The sequence below is a fragment of the Actinoplanes awajinensis subsp. mycoplanecinus genome, from assembly GCF_001509495.1.
GTDB classification, from domain to species: Bacteria; Actinomycetota; Actinomycetes; order Mycobacteriales; family Micromonosporaceae; genus Actinoplanes; species Actinoplanes palleronii.
Window position 1 is genome coordinate 238,391 of record NZ_LLZH01000097.1, and the last position, 17,406, is coordinate 255,796.

Annotated in this window: 10 protein-coding genes; 3 read left to right on the plus strand and 7 right to left on the minus strand. The window is 70.8% G+C overall.

The genetic code is table 11. From position 1 onward, the window contains the following. Positions 1-14 precede the first annotated feature (14 nt). From ADL15_RS14350 to ADL15_RS14375, 6 genes are all read right to left on the minus strand, one after another. Positions 15-1,649, minus strand: coding sequence for a GMC oxidoreductase (locus ADL15_RS14350; RefSeq protein ID WP_067689702.1), 1,635 nt, complete (start codon positions 1,647-1,649; stop codon positions 15-17). 46 nt (positions 1,650-1,695) lie between these two features. Continuing rightward, on the minus strand, positions 1,696-3,378 hold the full coding sequence (locus ADL15_RS14355; RefSeq protein WP_067689705.1) for a phospholipid carrier-dependent glycosyltransferase: 1,683 nt from the start codon (positions 3,376-3,378) through the stop codon (positions 1,696-1,698). A 21-nt stretch (positions 3,379-3,399) separates the two neighbouring features. Next, positions 3,400-5,079 carry an AMP-binding protein gene (locus tag ADL15_RS14360; RefSeq protein WP_067689711.1) on the minus strand — a complete coding sequence of 560 codons (1,680 nt, stop codon included), beginning with the start codon at positions 5,077-5,079 and terminating at the stop codon, positions 3,400-3,402. A gap of 87 nt (positions 5,080-5,166) precedes the next feature. After that, positions 5,167-6,066, minus strand: a complete 900-nt coding sequence (locus ADL15_RS14365) for a CDP-alcohol phosphatidyltransferase family protein (RefSeq protein ID WP_067689716.1) — start codon at positions 6,064-6,066, stop codon at positions 5,167-5,169. 197 nt (positions 6,067-6,263) lie between these two features. Then, a complete protein-coding gene (locus ADL15_RS14370) occupies positions 6,264-8,513 on the minus strand; it encodes an MMPL family transporter (protein ID WP_067689719.1) in 2,250 nt (749 codons plus the stop codon). A gap of 16 nt (positions 8,514-8,529) precedes the next feature. Further along, positions 8,530-13,158, minus strand: a complete 4,629-nt coding sequence (locus tag ADL15_RS14375) for a type I polyketide synthase (protein ID WP_067689722.1) — start codon at positions 13,156-13,158, stop codon at positions 8,530-8,532. Positions 13,159-13,525: 367 nt separating this feature from the next. Here ADL15_RS14375 and ADL15_RS14380 point away from each other — a divergent pair, with 367 nt between their 5' ends. Next, complete coding sequence (locus ADL15_RS14380) at positions 13,526-13,942, plus strand: hypothetical protein (RefSeq protein WP_067689725.1); 417 nt, start codon at positions 13,526-13,528, stop codon at positions 13,940-13,942. Positions 13,943-14,045: 103 nt separating this feature from the next. Here ADL15_RS14380 and ADL15_RS14385 read toward each other — a convergent pair whose 3' ends face one another. Continuing rightward, a complete protein-coding gene (locus ADL15_RS14385) occupies positions 14,046-15,047 on the minus strand; it encodes a fatty acid desaturase family protein (RefSeq protein ID WP_067689729.1) in 1,002 nt (333 codons plus the stop codon). Between the two features lie 108 nt (positions 15,048-15,155). Here ADL15_RS14385 and ADL15_RS14390 point away from each other — a divergent pair, with 108 nt between their 5' ends. Beyond that, entirely contained in the window at positions 15,156-16,439 is a 1,284-nt protein-coding gene (locus tag ADL15_RS14390) for a sensor histidine kinase (protein ID WP_067689732.1), read from the plus strand. Further along, on the plus strand, positions 16,391-17,029 hold the full coding sequence (locus ADL15_RS14395) for a response regulator (RefSeq protein WP_067689735.1): 639 nt from the start codon (positions 16,391-16,393) through the stop codon (positions 17,027-17,029). Before ADL15_RS14390 ends, ADL15_RS14395 begins: the two co-directional genes overlap by 49 nt. Positions 17,030-17,406 lie beyond the last annotated feature (377 nt).

The window sequence follows — 17,406 nt, forward strand, 5'->3', positions numbered from 1 at the left end:
CCGCGCGGCGAGGGTCAGTGGGGGCGGAGAGCGGCCGGGGCGTGTGCCGGCACCGCGGGGGAGTGCGGCGGGATCGGTGCCACCCGCTGGTACGCGGCGCCCAGCGCGGGCCGCACGTCCGGCTCGCCCTTGTTCGGCCACAGCGCGATGGCCCGCTCCGCGAGTGCCGTGATCGTCAGTGACGGGTTCACCCCGAGGTTGGCCGGGACCGCGGACCCGTCCACCACGTGCAGGCCGGGGTAGCCGAACACCCGGTGGTACCCGTCCACCACGCCACTTGCCGCGGACTCGCCGATCGTCGCGCCGCCCAGGATGTGCGCGGTCATCGGGATGTTGAAGATGTCCCCGACGGTGCCGCCCGGGAAGCCGTCGATCCGGTCGGCGATCCGGCGCACCGCGTCGTGACCGGCCGGGATCCAGGTCGGGTTCGGGTCACCGTGGCCGGGGCGGGTGGTCAGCCGGCCGCGCCTGGTCCGTCGTACCGTCAAGGAATTGTCCAAAGTCTGCATGACCAGCGCGATGATGGTCCGTTCACTCCACCGGCGCACCGAGATCGAGTAGGCCAGCACCATCGGGTGACGCACGCAGTTCCAGAGGAATCGGAGCGGGCGCGGCATCCGGCCGCCGCCGTCCACCAGCAGCGTGGAGAGCAGACCCATGGCATTGCTGCCCGGACCGTAGCGGACCGGCTCGATGTGGGTGGTGGGGTCCGGGTGGAACGACGAGGTGATCGCGACCCCGGTGGAGAACGGCTGGGCCGGCACCTTCTTGGTCTCCGCGCCGAGCAGCGCCTCCGAGTTGGTCCGGGTGAGCGAACCCAGCCGATCGGAGAGGTGGGGCAGCACGCCGGTGTCCCGCATCGCGTGCAGTAGCCGCTGGGTGCCGAGCGCGCCGGCCGAGAGGATCACCTGATCGGCGGTGAACGTGCCGGTACGTGTCTCGATCCGCCAGCCGTCGCCGGCCGGCCGCAGCGCGGTGACCTCGGTGTCCGGGTGCACGGTGGCGCCCTTGCTCTCGGCGAGGTAGAGGTAGTTGACGTCGAGCCGGTTCTTCGCGCCGACCCGGCACCCGATCATGCAGTTGCCGCACTCGGTGCAGCCGGTCCGGTCCGGGCCGGCCCCGCCGAAATACGGGTCCGGCACGGTTTTCCCCGGCTCACCGAAGAAAACCCCCACCGGGGTACGCCGGAACGTGTCCCCGACGCCCATGTCCTCGGCCACCTGCTTGATCACCACGTCGGAGGGCGTCATCGTCGGTTGTTCGGTCACGCCGAGCATCCGGGACGCCTGGTCGTAGTGCGGGGCCAGCTCCTGCGCCCAGTCGGTGATCCCGGCCCAGTGCGGGTCGGCGAAGAACGGGGCGGGCGGCTGGTAGAGCGTGTTGGCGTACACCAACGAACCGCCGCCGACCCCGGCCGCGGACAGCACCATGATGTCCTTGAGCAGGGTGATCCGCTGGATCCCGCGCAGACCGAACTTCGGCGCCCAGAGGAAACTCCGCAGGTCCCATGACGTCTTCGGCAGCGTGTCGGGGGTGAAGCGGCGACCGGCCTCGAGCACACCGACCCGGTAGCCCTTCTCGGTCAGGCGCAACGCGCTGACACTGCCGCCGAAGCCGCTGCCCACGATCACGATGTCGTAATGCGTCATCGCTTCACCTAAGCATTACCGGCCGGTAACCACCAGGGGCGGTTTTCTACCGCCGGTAGATCGTCATCGAGTACCCGACCTGGTCGATCGGCGTGCTGCTGTCCAGCAACGGCTTGAGCCGGGGGCTGGCGAGCGCGACCCGGGAGTCGGAGACCACCAGGATGCCGTGCACCTGCTCGAACGGGACCGCGTAGGGGTTCGCGGCGTTGATGCCGTAATAGGCCGGTACCCCGCTGCCCTTGTAGATCAGCCAGATCTTCTCGCCGGCGTAGTCGGTCTTGAGCTTCTGCGACAGCCGGGCCAGGTCCTGACCCCAGTCGACGTTGGAGTCGTGCAGGTTGAGATGGGTGTTCGCGGTCCCGCCGAAGGCCTCGTTCGAGTACGGCAGGTAGTACGGGAACGTCCGCAGCGAGCTGACCGCGACGGTCAGCGCCAGGACCGCGGCGACCGGGAGCACCCAGCGGATTCTGATCAGGGTGACGGAGGCCGCCGCGACGGACAGGAAGAGCGGCAGGAAGATCGCGTAGCGGGTGCCGTAGTCCCGGGAGCCGGTCATCGCGACGAGCAGCAGCAGCGCCGAGACCGGCAGCAGGTAGACCGCGGCCGCCCGGACCCGGGGGACGAACAGCATGGTGACCGCGCCGGCCGCCCAGAGCACGAGCATCCCCAGCGGCGTCTTGATCAGCAGCGCGACCGGCAGGTAGTACCAGAGGTTGCCCCGGTAGGCCTCGCCGAGCAGGAAGCCGTTGAAGGTCTGCCGCTCGAACTTGAACTGGATCAGCATGCCGTCCCGGTAGGCCTGCGGGAACGGCAGCCAGTCGACGGCCAGGCCCTTCAGCCCGTCCGGGTGCGGCAGGCGCGGCGGGGTGGTCCAGCGCAGGTGCGGATCGACGACCAGGTAGACGACCCAGACCACGGCGACCGCGATCAGTCCGGTTCCGATCAGCGCCCCGGCACTGAACAGCAGCCGCCGCGTGACCGTTTTCGCCGGGGGCGCGGCCGCTGCTTCCGGATCGGGCGCCGCTTCCGCGTCGGCCGCTTCGAGCCCGGTTGCGGCAGGCTGCGCACGTTGCGCATGCCACATGGACCAGGCCGCCACAAGGACCAGCAGGGGTACGGCCACGAGCGTGTTCGCCCGGGTCGCCAGGGCCGCACCGAGTGCCACCCCGGCCAGCGGCAGGTAGCGCCACGGCCGCTCCCGTCCCCGCCAGGCCAGCCAGAACGCGGTCAGCAGCATCCCGGCGGCCGGCACGTCCAGCGTGGCCAGCGACCCGTGCGCGATCACATCCGGTGAGAACGCGTACAGCGCCAGCGCCACCAGCCCGCCGGCCGGCCCGGTCAGGTCCCGGGCGAAGACCAGCACCACCAGCCCGAACAGCAGCGTGAGCAGAATGATCGGCAGCCGGGCGGCGAACAGCAGCCGGAACGGGTTGTTGCCGCTCTCGTAGAGCAGGTGCCGCCCGAGCGCGCTCTGACTGCCCGGGTACGCCGGATCCAGCTCGTTCGTGCCGCTGAACAGCAGCCCGGTCGCCATGATCAGCTTGCCGAGCGGCGGGTGCTCCGGGTTGTACCGCAGGCTGTGCTGCTGGGTGTAGACGGCGGCGGTGGCCACGTAGACCGGCTCGTCGATGGTCGGCGTCTGCTGCCGTGCCGTGGTCACCATGGCGAACGCCATCTGCCCGAGCATCGCGAACACGGCGAGCAGATAGAACAGGCGGCGGCGCGGCATCGGGCAAAGATAGCCGGGCGATCAGCCGCTGAACTCGCCCGGTGGGGTGGCAGTGACGTCGGCGTGCTTGGCCACCTCGGCGGCGCGCAACTCCACCCGCCGGATCTTGCCGGAGATCGTCTTGGGCAGCTCGGCGAACTCCAGCCGGCGGATCCGCGCGTACGGCGGCATGTGCTCCCGGGCGTGCGCGAAGATCGCCGCCGCGGTCGTCTCGTCCGCCGCCCATCCGTCGGCGAGCAGCACGTACGCCTTCGGCACGGCCAGCCGCACCGGGTCGGGCGACGGCACCACGGCGGCCTCCACCACGGCCTCGTGCTCGATCAGCACGCTCTCCAGCTCGAACGGCGAGATCCGGTAGTCGGACGCCTTGAACACGTCGTCGGTGCGGCCCACGTACGTGATGTAGCCGTCGTCGTCCCGGGAGGCGACGTCACCGGTGTGGTAGTAACCGTCGACCATCCGCTGGGCGGTCAGCTCCGGGTCACCGTGGTAGCCGACCATCAGCCCGACCGGCCGCGGCTCCACGGCCACGCAGATCTCGCCCTCGGTCGCCTCGGCGCCGGTGACCGGGTCGAGCAGCGCGATCCGGAAGCCCGGCACCGGCCGTCCCATCGAACCGGGCTTCACCGGCTGGCCGGGACTGTTGGCGATCTGCACGGACGTCTCGGTCTGCCCGAAGCCGTCCCGGATCGTCACGCCCCACTTCGCCGCGACCTGTTCGATCACCTCGGGGTTGAGCGGTTCGCCGGCGCCGACCGCGACCCGGGGCGGCGTCTTCAGCTCGGTCAGGTCGGCCTGGATCAGCATCCGCCAGACGGTCGGTGGCGCGCAGAAGCTGGTCACCCCGCAGCGCTGCATCTCGGCCATCAGCCGGCCCGGCTCGAACCGGGTGTAGTTGTAGATGAACACGCAGGCCTGCGCGTTCCACGGGGCGAAGACGTTGCTCCAGGCGTGCTTGGCCCAGCCCGGTGACGAGATGTTCAGGTGCACGTCGCCGGGGCGCAACCCGATCCAGTACATCGTCGAGAGGTGCCCCACCGGGTACGACACGTGGGTGTGCTCGACCAGCTTGGGCTGTGCCGTGGTGCCGGAGGTGAAGTAGAGCAGCAGCGTGTCCCCGGCCTCGGTGACGTCGTCCGGGGTGAAGTGCGGGCTCGACGCGTAGGCCGTACGAAAATCGCGCCAGCCATCGGCCGCGCCCACCGCGATCCTGGTGATGTCCGCATCCACCTGGTCGAACTTGTCGGTCGCGCCGGCCATCGCGATCACGTGCCGGGCGCCGCCCCGGGCCACCCGGGCGGCGGCGTCGGCCGGCCCGAGCAGCGGAGTGGCCGGGATCAGCACCGCGCCCAGCTTGATCCCGGCGAGCACGGTCTCCCAGAGCTCGACCTGGTTGCCGAGCATCACCACGATCCGGTCGCCGCGGCGCACGCCCTGGTCACGCAGCCAGCCGGCCACCCGGCTGGACCGCTCGGACATCGCGGCGAACGAGACGCGCTGTTCGGTCCCGTCCTCCTCGACGATCCAGAGCGCGGGGGCGTCGTTGTCCCGGGCGATCACGTCGAACCAGTCGAGGGCCCAGTTGAACCGCTCGAGCCGGGGCCAGGCGAAGTCCCGGTAGGCGGTGTCGTAGTCGTCGCGATGGTCGAGCAGGAAGTCCCGTGCCTGGCGGAAAACGGTGTGCGCCTCGGTCTCGACCATGTCTGCCATTCTGCGCCGCACCGGGGAACGAGGGAACGCCCCGGCGGAAAACCGCCGGGGCGCTCGGGGAACGGGTGGGGTGACGCGTCAGAGCGCGGTGGGGACCTGGCCCTGCTGGTACGCGTCGTACTTCTCCTGGGCGGCCGCGAGCTTCGCCGGGTACGCCGTGGTGGTCCGGTACAGCTTGTAGATCAGGAAGAACTCGAAGGCGAGCATGGCCGCGCCGGCGAAGACCGTGATCGAGAAGATCAGGCCGGTCAGCGGGGCCAGGATGTAGACGAACATCTCGTACTCGATGCCGCTGAACAGGTGGGTCCGGATCCGGTTGCGCTTGAGGTAAGCGCCGACCCGGCTCTTCAGCGACTTCGGCCGCGCCGCCGCGATGGTGGCGGCCACGTTGGTGTCGGTGGTCTCCTCGGCCGCCTCGTCACCGGGCTCGGACATGTCCTGTGCCGGCTCCGGGCTCAGCTCGACCGGGTACTTCAGCGAGTTGAGCTTGTCGGTCATGCCCCGGCGGACCTTGGAGACCTGGCTGCCGTTCAGGTACCGGATCAGGTCCAGGAAGATGGCCACGGACATCAGCCAGAGGTACTTCACGTCGTGGTGCTGGGCGTACTGGCCACCGAACAGCGTGATCGCGCAGAAGAAGACCCGCACCCGGTCGAGCACGAAGTCCAGCCACTGCCCGAAGACGGTGCCGGTGCCGTTCAACCGGGCGATCTTGCCGTCCATACAGTCGACCACGAAGCTCAGGTGGAACAGCACCGCACCGACGATCAGCCACTGCTGGTCACCCTGTGCAAAGCTGACCATGGAGCCGGCGCCGATGATGGTCGCGATCAGAGTCAGAACGTTCGGTGTGATCCACCGATATGGCGCCACGAGCAGCACCAGCCGGGACGCCAGCGGGTCGACCAGAAGCACGGTCCACCACGCGTCGATCGGCTTGTAGGTGCGCTCCCGGATTTCCTGCAAGGTCACCTTCACGCGCGGCACTCTAAACCTTAATCCTAAGAGAACGCCATGTGACCCCCAGGTGTTCCGAAACGCCTACTACCTGGGGTAACACGTCGGGCGTAGATCAGTAATCGATTGTTTCAACAGGATACCGACATGGTTGCGAACCTGCCCGGTCGGCGCGGCGTACGGACTTCGCCGCACGCCGCGGATAAGGATTTTTCGCCTCAGCCGTGCTCGCGCAGACCCAGCCGGGCGTGCAGGGCCTTGAGCGGTCGCGGCGCCCACCAGTTCCACTGCCCGGCCAGCCGCATGAACGCCGGCACCAGCACCGGGCGGACCAGCAGCGCGTCCAGGATGATCGCCAGCGCGGCGCAGAGGCCGAAGAACTGGATCAGGGAAACCCCGGACGAGACCATCGCCAGGAACGACACCGACAGGATGCCGGCCGCGGCGCTGATCACCCGGACGCTGCTGGACATCCCCTCGACCACCGCGGTGTGCAGGTCGGCGCCCTGCTCGTGCCGCTCGATCACCCGGGACAGCACGAACACCTCGTAGTCCATCGACAGCCCGAACGCCACGCAGAACAGCAGCACCGGGATGGCCACCGCGAGCGGCGCCCCGGTCTGCCCGAGCACGTCGGAGAAGTGGCCGTCCTGGAAGATCCAGACCGCCACCCCGAACACCGCGCTCATCGTCAGGGTGTTCAGCAGCAGCGCCTTGATCGGCAGCAGCACGCTGCCGGTCAGCAGGAAGAGCAGCAGGAACGTGCTGACCGCGATCAGCACCGCGGCGATCGGCAGGCGGGACCCGATCGAGCCGGTGATGTCCACCAGTTGCGCGGCCGGGCCGGTGACCAGCACCGGGACCCGGTTCGGCACCGGTACCGCGCGGATCGCCCGGGCCAGGCCGGCGCCGGCGTCCGAATACGGCTCCACCTCGCTGAGCACCGAGAACCAGGTCGCGTCGCCGGCCACGAAACGCGAGTCCGGACGGCCGGCGGCGACCACGATCGAGCCGCGCTGGTACGTGCCGACCATGCTGTCCACCCGGGTCACACCGGGCACGCCGGAGAGCCGGGCGGCGTAGTCGGCGACCCGGGTCCGTGCGTCGGTGGCGCCGCCCCAGTGCTCGGCGACCACCACGGTGGCCCCGCTGCCGGTGTCGGCGAACTGCGTGCGTACCGCGTCCGCCACGATCCGGCTCTCCGCCGTCCGGGGCAGCACCCGGTCGTCGGCCACGCCGAAGCGCACGTGCCCGAACGGCAGCGCCAGGAACGCCAGGACCAGGATCACCGGCGCCGCGGTGAGCACCGGCCGGCGCAGCACGAACGCGGCGAACCGGCCCCAGAACGCCGGCTTCTCCGGGCGGGGCCGCCACAGCGCCCACTTGTCGATCCGGTGCCCGAGCAGGGCGAGCAGGGCCGGCAGCACCAGCAGCGCGGCGCCGACCGTTGTCACCACCACGGCGATGCCGGCGTACGCGAACGACCGCAGGAAGTACTGCGGGAAGACCAGCAGGCTGCACAGCGCGACCGCGACCGTGGCGGCGCTGAAGACGATCGTCCGCCCGGCCGTCCGCATGGTGCCGGCCAGTGCCGTCTCGGTGTCGGTGCCGGTGGCCCGCTGCTCGCGGTACCGGGAGACGAACAGCAGGCTGTAGTCGACCGCCAGGCCCAGCCCCAGCGCGGTGGCCATGTTGACCGAGAACACCGACACGTCGGTGATCGCCGCCAGCAGCCGCAGTGTGCCGAGCGTGCTGACGATCGAGAAGATGCCGATCAGCAGCGGCGCCCCGGCCGCGCCGACCGTGCCGAAGACCAGCAGCAGGAGCACCAGGGTGATCGGGATGGCGATCGTCTCGGCGGTGGCCAGGTCCGCGGTGACCTGCTCGTTGATGTCGTTGTTGATCTGGGTGAAGCCGCCGAACGAGACCCGGACCGGGCCGTCGTCGCGGGCCAGCTCGTCGTGCAGCACGGCGACCCGGTCCGCGCTGCGGTCCTCGTCGCCGTCCACGTGGACCAGCAGCATGCCCTGGTCGCGGGCCCGGCTGGCGAGCTGCGGCAACCGGTTGACCCAGTACGACCCGGCCACTGTCACCCCGTCGGTGCCGGCCAGCCGCCGGGTGACCCGGTTCGCGACGGTCCGGACATCCGGGTCGTCGACGCTCCCGCCGGGTTTGGCGATGAGCACCACCAGGTTCGGGTCCGCGGCACGGAAGTGCTCGGCGAGCACCTGCCGGCCGCGTACCGAGTCCGAGGCCGGATCGTCGAAGCCGCCGGTCTTCAGCGCACCGACCACGTCGGTGCTGAACGCCACCGCCACGCAGGCCAGCAACAGTGCGATGAGCAGGACGAACGTGGGATGGCGGGCGACGAGCCGGACGACCGGACCGGCCGCAGAGCCGGGCCCCGGACCGGGAACGACCGGATGGTCGTCCCCGGCCCGGAGCGGCTGTCGTGTCACAGAGGTCATGTCAGGTTGAACGCTCTCAGGCCGGTTGCGGCACGCGGGTGGGGTCGAGGTGCCGGGCCAGCAGATCCACCGTCGTCTCGATCTCCTCGTCGGTGTGCTCGGCGGTGATGAAGAACCGCAGCCGGGCCAGCCGCTCCTTCACCGCCGGATACATGATCGGGTTCACACTGACGCCGTTCTTGAACAGCGTGTCGGCCAGGCGCAGTGCCAGCATCGAGTCGCCGGTGATGGCCGGGATGACCGGCGTGCCGTCACTCGGTCCGGTGTCGATCCCGGCCCGCTTGGCCAGCCGCAGGAAGGTGGCCGACCGGTCCTTCAGGACGGTCAGCCGCTGCGGCTCCTCGCGCAGGATGTGCAGGGCGGCGAGCGCGGCGGCCGCGTTCGCCGGGCTCATCCCGGCGCTGAAGATGAACCCCGGCAGGGTGTACCGCAGGTATTCGATCAGCTCGTGCCGGCCGGCGATGTAGCCGCCGCAGCTGGCCAGGGACTTGGACAGGGTGCCCATCCAGATGTCCACGTCGCCGCGGTCCACGCCGAAGTGCTCGCCGACACCGCCGCCGCGGGCGCCGAGCACGCCGATGCTGTGCGCCTCGTCCACCATCAGCAGCGCGCCGTGCTTCTTCTTCAGCGCGATCAGCGCGGGCAGGTCGCAGATGTCGCCGTCCATGCTGTAGACGCCCTCGACGATGATCAGCACCCGGCGGTACCGGTCGCGGATCCGGGTCAGCAGCGCGTCCAGGGCGGCGAGGTCCTGGTGCGGGAACGGCTGGCGGTTGGCGCCGGAGAGCCGGCAGCCCTGCAGGATGCTGTCGTGCGCGAGCGCGTCGTGCACGATCAGGTCCTCCGGGCCGACCATGTGCCCGATGATGCCGACGTTCGTGGAGTGCCCGCCGAGCAGCGAGATCGCGTCCTCGGCGCCGACCAGGGCGGCCAGTCCGCGGTCGAGTTCGTCGTGCAGCGCCCGGTTGCCGGACAGGATACGGGCGGCGGAGACCGAGGAGCCGTACCGCTCGACCGCCTCGGTCACCGCGTAGTTGACCATCGGGTGCCCGGACAGGCCCAGGTAGTTGTAGCTGGAGAAGGAGATCAGCTGGCGGCCCTGGACCGAGGTCCGGTTGTTGATCACGCTGTCGTGCTGGATGTAGTACGGGTTGGCGACACCGACCCGCTCCAGGATCGCGCCGCGCGACTCGAACTGCACCACCTCGGGCAGCTTGGTCACGTCGGCCACCTCGGCCCGGCGGGAGTCCGCCCGGTGGACCAGGGCCTGGGGTTCCGGCACCGGTTCCGCCGCGGGCGCCGCCGCCGGGACGGCGGGGACGCCGCCACCCAGGGCCTGGGCGAGCAGCTGGGTGAGCTCGCCCACCGTGGCGATCCCGAACACCTGCTCGGGGGCCAGGTCCAGGTCGGTCCAGCGCCGCTTGGCCGCGGCGATCAGCTCGGCCGTCATGATCGAGTCGAAACCCAGGTCGGTGGCGAACGTCTGCTCCGGCCGGACCATGTCCGCCGGATACGCGCTGATCTTGCCGACCATCGCGGCGACCTCAGCGAACACCTGCTTGTCGGCGATCTTCGGGGCCGGCTTCTGCGGCGGGACCGCGGGCCGGGCGACCGGCGCCGGTGCGGGTGGTGCCACCGGCGTGTCCCGCACCGCCGGTGCGGCGGGAAGGGCCGGACGGCTCGGCGCCGCCGGGGCGGCCAGCAGGACGGACGGCTCGGCGCCGATGTCGCGCAGGACAGCGAGCTGCTCCCGCAGCAGGGAGATGACGTCGTTCACGGGAATCTGCTCTCCGTTCCGGGTAACGGCGGCCGGCGACGCTTCGCGTGCCGGAATTTCAGCGCGTTCTTCTTGGCTACCGACAAATCGGGCCGGTGGGTTCTTCGGCGCGGCCGTACGCCGGATCGAGTAGTGCTGAGTGGCCAGCGGCGAGGGCGGCAGCGTGACCAGCGGTACGCCCAGGCCCTCGAACAGCGGCGTGAGGTCCACCGGCACACCGGCCACGGCGAGCCGGCCCAGGCCCTCGAGCAGGGCGTAGCCGTCGTCCGGCTCGGCCGGCATCAGCGCGATCGAGTCCAGCCCGCGTGCCGACGGGGTCTGCGCGGCCATCCCGAGCAGCGCGTCCCCGGCCGAGACCTGCACCAGGATCTTCGCGCCGGACTGGATCGCCACGTCGACGGCGTCCCGGAACAGCACCGGCGCCGAACCCTGCCGGCTCCACAGCGCCCGCAACGTCTCCGGGTCGGCCTGGGCCGCCGGGTCCACGCTGGAGATCAGCGTCCGGATCGGCTTGCGCACCGGCAACTGCGCCACGTGCTCGGCCACCCGGGTGTCGACCTCGGACATCAGCGGCGAGTGGAACGCGTGCGACACCCGCAGCGGTGCCACCGGGACGTCCCGGGACCGGCACCGCTGGACCAGCTTGTCGACCGAGGCCTGGTGCCCACTGGCGACGATCTGGGTCGGATGGTTGTAACAGCCCGCCCAGACCCCCTCGATCCCGGTGCGCAGCTGCTCGAAGCCGGCCGCGTCGATCCGGACCGCGGCCATCGTGCCCTTCGCGGGCTCCTTGCCGGTGGTCACCGCGGCGCCCCGCTCGATCAGGAACTCGATGCCGTCGTCCGGGGTCAGCGCCCCGGCCGCGACCGCCGCGGCCATCTCGCCCACGCTGTGCCCGAGGGTCACCTGCGGGGTCACCCCGAGGTCGGCGAGCAGCTGGGTCATCCCGATCCCGGCCACACCGAGCCCGGGCTGGGAGATCCGGGTCGCGGTGACCTGCTCCTCGGCGCCCGGACCGGGCGTGTCGCAGAGCAGATCGGTGACCGGTGCGCCGGTGCGCTCGTCGACCCGGTCGGCGAGCGGCCGGACGTGCTCGGCCAGCGCCGGGAACCGGGCGACCAGGTCACGCAGCACCCCGGGGCGCAGCGAGCCCTGACCGGGGTAGAGGAACGCCAGCGAGCGCTGCTCGGGGGCGAGCGGGGTGAGGCTCGCGTACAGGCCCGCGGCGAGCCGGCCGATCGCGCCGGCGATCAGCTCCCGGGCCGCGGTGGCGAGCCGTTCGGACAGCTCGGCCCGGGTGCGGCACATCACCGCGATCCGGGCGGGCAGCATCGTACGGCTGGCCATGGTCCGGGCGACCGCGGCCGGGGTCATCCCCGGGTCCGCGGCGACCAGGCCGGCCAGCCGTTGCGCGTGCGAGGCGAGCAGCTCGCCGTTGTCCGCGGAGAGCAGCACCACCCACGGGCGGTTGCCGTCGGCGTCGTCGCCGTCGTCCTCCGGCCCCGGTGCCTCGCTCAGCACCGCGTGCACGTTGGTGCCGCCGAACCCGAACGAACTGACCCCGGCCCGTCGCCGGTCGTCGGCCGGCTGCGGCCACGCGGTCGGCTCGCCGGCGATCGTCAGGCCCGCCTCGGCCAGCGGCAGATCGGTGTTCGTCTCGATGGCCGGCTGCGGCGGGACGGTGCGGTGGTGCAGCGCGAGCGCGGTCCGCAGCACACCGGCGGCGCCGGCGGCGGGCAGCGTGTGCCCGATGGTCGCCTTGCCGGAGGAGAGGTAGCAGGGCCGGTCCGCGGACTTGACCCGCAGCCGGCGGATCGCCTCCAGCTCGACCTTGTCACCGACCGTGGTGCCGGTGCCGTGCGCCTCCAGGAAGTCGATCGCACCCGGTTCCACCCGCGCGTCCCGGTAGGCCGCCCGCATCGCGGCCTCCTGACCCTCCGCCCGCGGCGTCATCGGCCCGGCGCCCTTGCCGTCGTTGGCGGTGCCGATGCCGTTGATGACCGCGTAGATCCGGTCGCCCGCCTCCAGGGCGTCGTCCAGCGGCCGCAGCACGGCGAGCGAGCCGCCCTCGCCGAGCACGAAGCCGTCGGCCCGCGCGTCGAACGGCCGGCACACCCCGGACGGCGACAGCGCGCCCACCCGGGAGAAGCCGACGAGTCCGTTCGGGGTGAGGTTGAGGAACACCCCGCCGACCAGCGCGGCACTGCACGACCCGGTCCGCAGGTGGTTGATCGCCTCGTGCAGTGCGACGAGTGCCGACGAGCATGCGGCGTCCACCGAGAACGACGGGCCGCCCAGGTCGAGCAGCTCGCTGACGGTGGCCGGCGCCATGTTGAGCAGCGAACCGGCCATCGAGAACGACTGCGGCGGATCGATCGCCGCGGCCGCCGCCTCGGCGATCGCGGCGAGCAGCCCGGGGTCCTTGGCGTGCTCGGACAGCGAGCCGTCGGCCAGCATGCTCGCGGTGAGCCGGGCCCCGGTCATGTCCTTGTAGTCGGCGGTGCTCAGCCCGACGAAGACACCGGTGGTGGCCCGGTCGAACGGCCGGCGCTCCCAGCCCGCGTCCTGAACCGCCTCGCGGGCGAGGTCGACGAGGAGCCGGTGTTGCGGGTCCATGGCCTTGGCACGCCGCGGTGGGATGCGGTGGTGCAGGGCCGCGAACTTCTCGACCTCGTCGAGGAAAGCTACCCGGTCGGTGTACGTGGAATGGGTGTCACGGAAATTCGTGGAATAGAATGTCTCGTGATTCCAACGAGTCGACGGTACGGGCCGAAATTGATGAGCGGCGGCCAGCGAGTTCGACCAGAACTCGACCACGTCGCGCGCCCCCGGAAAACGGCAGGATAGGCCGACGATGGCAATGTCCAATGAAGTTCCCCATGCTTGCGTGCCAGATGGTCCGCCGGGTGGTGGCGGGGAAAGCGCGGAACATACCGATGGAAGATCGTCGGCTGGTGCGCTTTGTGAGCAGAGGCTAACGCACGATGGGCGTTTTGCGCGGAAGCCGCGACGGCGTTTTCACGAGACCTGTCGAGACTTTCCTAGAATAGATCATGACGGCGCGAAACCGTGTGATCTTCCCCTCCGGATCACCCTTTCGGGGCGACCGCGTGTCGCGATCTCCGATTTATTTCGTTGAGTAAACCGCAGGTCGGAGCGTGGTCCGGGTAGATCTTGTCACCCGGAGGTGTGTCGCTTTTGGGAAAAACCTACCTTTCGCCTAGCTTTGTGCCCCATGAAGCTCATGACCGTGCGACGGCTGGCTGCGGCCGTAACACTGGCCGGCATTGCCGCCGCCAGCCCCGCTCAGGCGGCACCCGCCCCGAAGACCTCTCCGATCCGGATGAACGCGACCGCGTACTACGGCACGCTCGATGTGATCGCGCGTGAGACCCTCGGCCTGAAGGCCCACTTCACCACCTGGGACGGCCGCCCGGTGGCCAACCTGCCGATCCAGTTCACCACCACCGGTGAGCGCTTCCCGCTGTGCGAGGCGACCACCGACTTCGGTGGCTGGGCCGAGTGCAAGAACGGGCCGGTCCCGCCGCCCGTCTCGCTGGCGAACCTGCTGGTCAACGGCTACGACGCCGTCTGGCTGGGCAACCGCCGGTTCGCTCCGGTGAGCGCGCACAACAACATCGGTATCGGCTGACACTGACGTTCTAGACCGGCCGGGCGCTCCCACCGCGTACCGGAAGGGTTGGGGCTGCGGCCGTGGGGTGCGCGACAAGCGCGCCCCCGGCCGCCCTGATTTTCTAGGACCGCAGGTCCGCGCCGACCTCGTGCAGGTGGCGCAGTGCCTGCCGATACGACTCGATCAAACCGGTCTCCTGGTAGGACACCCCGATCTCGGCGCAGTAGTCGCGCACGATCGGCTGTGCCTTCCGCAGGTTGGGCGTCGGCATCGCCGGGAACAGGTGATGCTCGATCTGATAGTTCAGGCCGCCCAGCGCCGCGTCCACGAAGCGCCCACCGCGCACGTTCCGCGACGTCAGCACCTGCTTGCGCAGGAAGTCCTCGTCACCGGCCGGATGCGGCATGCCCTTGTGGTTGGGCGCGAACGTCATGCCCAGGTAGACCCCGAACAGCGCCTGGTGCACCACCAGGAACGCGAGCGCCTGCAGCGGGCTGAGCACCAGCAGCAGCGCCGCGGCGTACCCGATCAGGTGCGTGCCGAGCAGCGCCCACTCCGTGCCGCGCCGTTTGACGGTGCCGTCGAGCAGCGCCCGGACACTGTCGCGTTTCAGCGAGATCCCGAGCAGGGTGAGCAGCGGGAAGAAGAACCAGGCCTGGTGCTTGACCAGGAAACCCTTGCCGCGGGCCGCCTCGCGGGACCAGACCAGCACCCCCGGCCCGACATCCGGATCCAGGTCGTCGTGGTTCGGGTTGGCGTGGTGCTTGGTGTGCTTGTCCATCCAGTACCCGTAGGACATCCCGATCGCCAGGTTGCCGGCGAGCCGGCCGGCCCGGGCGCTGGGCTGGTTGGTGCGGAACACCTGCCGGTGCGCGAGATCGTGGGCGACCAGCGCCATCTGGGTGTGTGCCACGGCCAGGAAGACCGCCACGGCCAGGGTCCACCAGGACGCGCCGACCAGGAAGAACGCCGTCCACCCGGCGATCAGGGCGAGGGTGACCAGGCTCAGGCGCACCGCGTAGTAGCCCGGGCGTCTGCGCAGGAGTCCGGCCGCGTTGATCCGGCGGTTGAGCTCCGCGAAATCACTTCCGGCCGTGCGCGGCCGTTCGGCAGTCGTCGTCATCGCACCAGCCAACCGGTCCGGGCGGCTCCGGTCAGCAGTGCTGGCCTCCTATTCGGGGGTAGTGCCAGCACTACCGACAAGCGTGCGCGGAGTGGGCAGGATGGAGTCATGGACTCGCGTGACTGGATCCGCGACGGGCTCCGGGCCGTGCTCGGCGGGTTGATCGCCATCCCGCTGGCGGTCCTGAACCTGCCGCTCTTCGTGCTCTCCCTGGTCACCCTGCTGCTCAGCGTGGTGCCCGGGCTCGGGATGGTGCTGTTCCCGCTGGTCACCAAGCTGGTCCGGCTGCGCGCCGACCTGGCCCGCCGGATCGCGGCCGGGTCCGGCGTGGTGATCACCCGGCCCTATCGCCCGCGCCCGGTGGCTGTGCTCGGCGGCTGGCGGCACTTCCGGTGGCTGCTCACCGACCCGGCCACCTGGCGCGACCTCGCCTGGCTGGTGCCCGGCGCGCTGACCGGCGTGGTGCTCGGCGTGCTCACCCTGGCCATCCCGCTCTACGGCCTGGAGGGCGTGCTGCTGATCCCACTGTGGATCTGGCTCGGCACCGGGTGGTATGGCTACGGTGCGATCTGGCCGTTCGACACCGTCGGCGACGCGTTCCTCTCCCTGCCGCAGGGCGCGCTGTTCCTCTCCGTCGGCCTGGCCGGCGCGCCGTGGCTGCGCTGGTTCGACGCCCGCTTCGCCCACCTGTTCCTCGGGCCGACCCGCAACGCCGAGCTGCGCCTGCGGGTCAGCCAGCTCACCGTCACCCGGGCCGACACGGTCGACGCGCAGGCCGCCGAGCTGCGCCGGATCGAGCGCGACCTGCACGACGGCGCCCAGGTGCGGCTGGTCTCGCTCGGCATGACGATCGGCCTGGCCGAGGAGATGGTCGAGACCGATCCGGCCGGCGCCCGCAAACTGCTCACCGAGGCCCGGGAGACCAGCACCGCCGCGCTGGCCGACCTGCGGCACGTGGTCCGCGGCATCCACCCGCCGGTGCTCGCCGAGCGCGGTCTGGACGGCGCGGTCCGCGCCCTGGTGATGGCCCTGCCGATCTCGGCCACCGTGGAGACCGCGCTGCCCGGCCGCCTGGAGACGCCGGTGGAGTCCGCGGCGTATTTCGCGGTCGCCGAGGCGCTGGCCAACACCACCCGGCACAGTGCCGCGCAGAACGCCCAGGTCGAGCTGTGGCACACCGGATCGACGCTGGTCATGCGGATCAGCGACGACGGCCGAGGTGGTGCCGACCCGGCCACCGGCACCGGCCTGCGAGGTATAGAGCGCCGTCTTGCCGCGTTCGATGGCACGATGAGCCTGTCCAGCCCGCGGGGCGGACCGACCGTCGTGACCATGGAGGTGCCTTGCGCGTCGTCCTCGCCGAAGACCACGCCCTCCTCCGGGACGGCCTGACCCGACTGCTGACCGCGCACGGCTGCCAGGTGGTGGCGGCCGTCGACAACGGACCCGCGCTGCTGCCCGCCCTCGTCGAGCACCGCCCGGACGTGGCCGTCGTCGACGTCCGGCTGCCACCGACCTTCACCGACGAGGGCTTGCAGGCCGCGATCGCCGCCCGGGTCGAGATCCCCGGGATGCCGGTGCTGGTGCTCAGCCAGCACGTCGAACCGCTCTACGCCCGCGAGTTGCTCTCCGACCGCACCGGCGGCGTCGGCTATCTGCTGAAGGACCGGGTCTCGCACGTCGCCCAGTTCGTCGACGCGGTCCGCCGCGTGGCCGGCGGCGGCACCGCCATGGACCCCGAGGTGGTCTACCAGCTGCTGGCCCGCCGCCAGTCCCCGCTCTCCGCGCTCACCGCCCGCGAACGCGAGGTGCTCACCCTGATGGCCGAGGGCCGCTCCAACGGCGCGATCGCCGCCAAACTCTTCGTCGGTGAGAAAGCCGTCAGCAAACACATCAACAGCATCTTCACCAAACTCGACCTCCCCCCGTCCGACGACGACAACCGCCGCGTCCTGGCCGTCCTCACCTACCTGAACGCCTGACCCCGCGCCACTTCCGGCAGGCGGTCCGGTCCCGCTTCACCCTTTTCCGGTACGACCAATCCCCGCCACAAACGCAACCACCCCTCCCGTGGCCGACCCCGCGAGGCCCAGCCCACTCCCGACCGCCAGGCGACCGCCGGGATGTATCCGGGGAGACGCCAGCGTCATCCAGGTCTGTCCGGGTTGATCCCGCCCCCGAGGCTGCTGGTCCCTGCGGCGGCTCCGCACCCGCCATCAACGGCCGCAAGAACCAGCCGAGCGGGCCCAGCCGGCTGTAACGGCCGTTGTGGGTGTGCGATAGGGGCCGTGAGGGCCAGCTGGGGGTGTCGGGCTGGTTGTGGCGGCCGTTGTGGGTGTGCGATAGGGGCCGTGAGGGC

Coding starts and splice junctions, on each gene's coding strand:
- ADL15_RS14350 (WP_067689702.1), bottom strand. CDS start 1,649: ATGACGCATTACGACATCGTGATCGTGGGCAGCGGCTTCGGCGGCAGT.
- ADL15_RS14355 (WP_067689705.1), bottom strand. CDS start 3,378: ATGCCGCGCCGCCGCCTGTTCTATCTGCTCGCCGTGTTCGCGATGCTC.
- ADL15_RS14360 (WP_067689711.1), bottom strand. CDS start 5,079: ATGGTCGAGACCGAGGCGCACACCGTTTTCCGCCAGGCACGGGACTTC.
- ADL15_RS14370 (WP_067689719.1), bottom strand. CDS start 8,513: ATGACCTCTGTGACACGACAGCCGCTCCGGGCCGGGGACGACCATCCG.
- ADL15_RS14380 (WP_067689725.1), top strand. CDS start 13,526: ATGAAGCTCATGACCGTGCGACGGCTGGCTGCGGCCGTAACACTGGCC.
- ADL15_RS14385 (WP_067689729.1), bottom strand. CDS start 15,047: ATGACGACGACTGCCGAACGGCCGCGCACGGCCGGAAGTGATTTCGCG.
- ADL15_RS14390 (WP_067689732.1), top strand. CDS start 15,156: ATGGACTCGCGTGACTGGATCCGCGACGGGCTCCGGGCCGTGCTCGGC.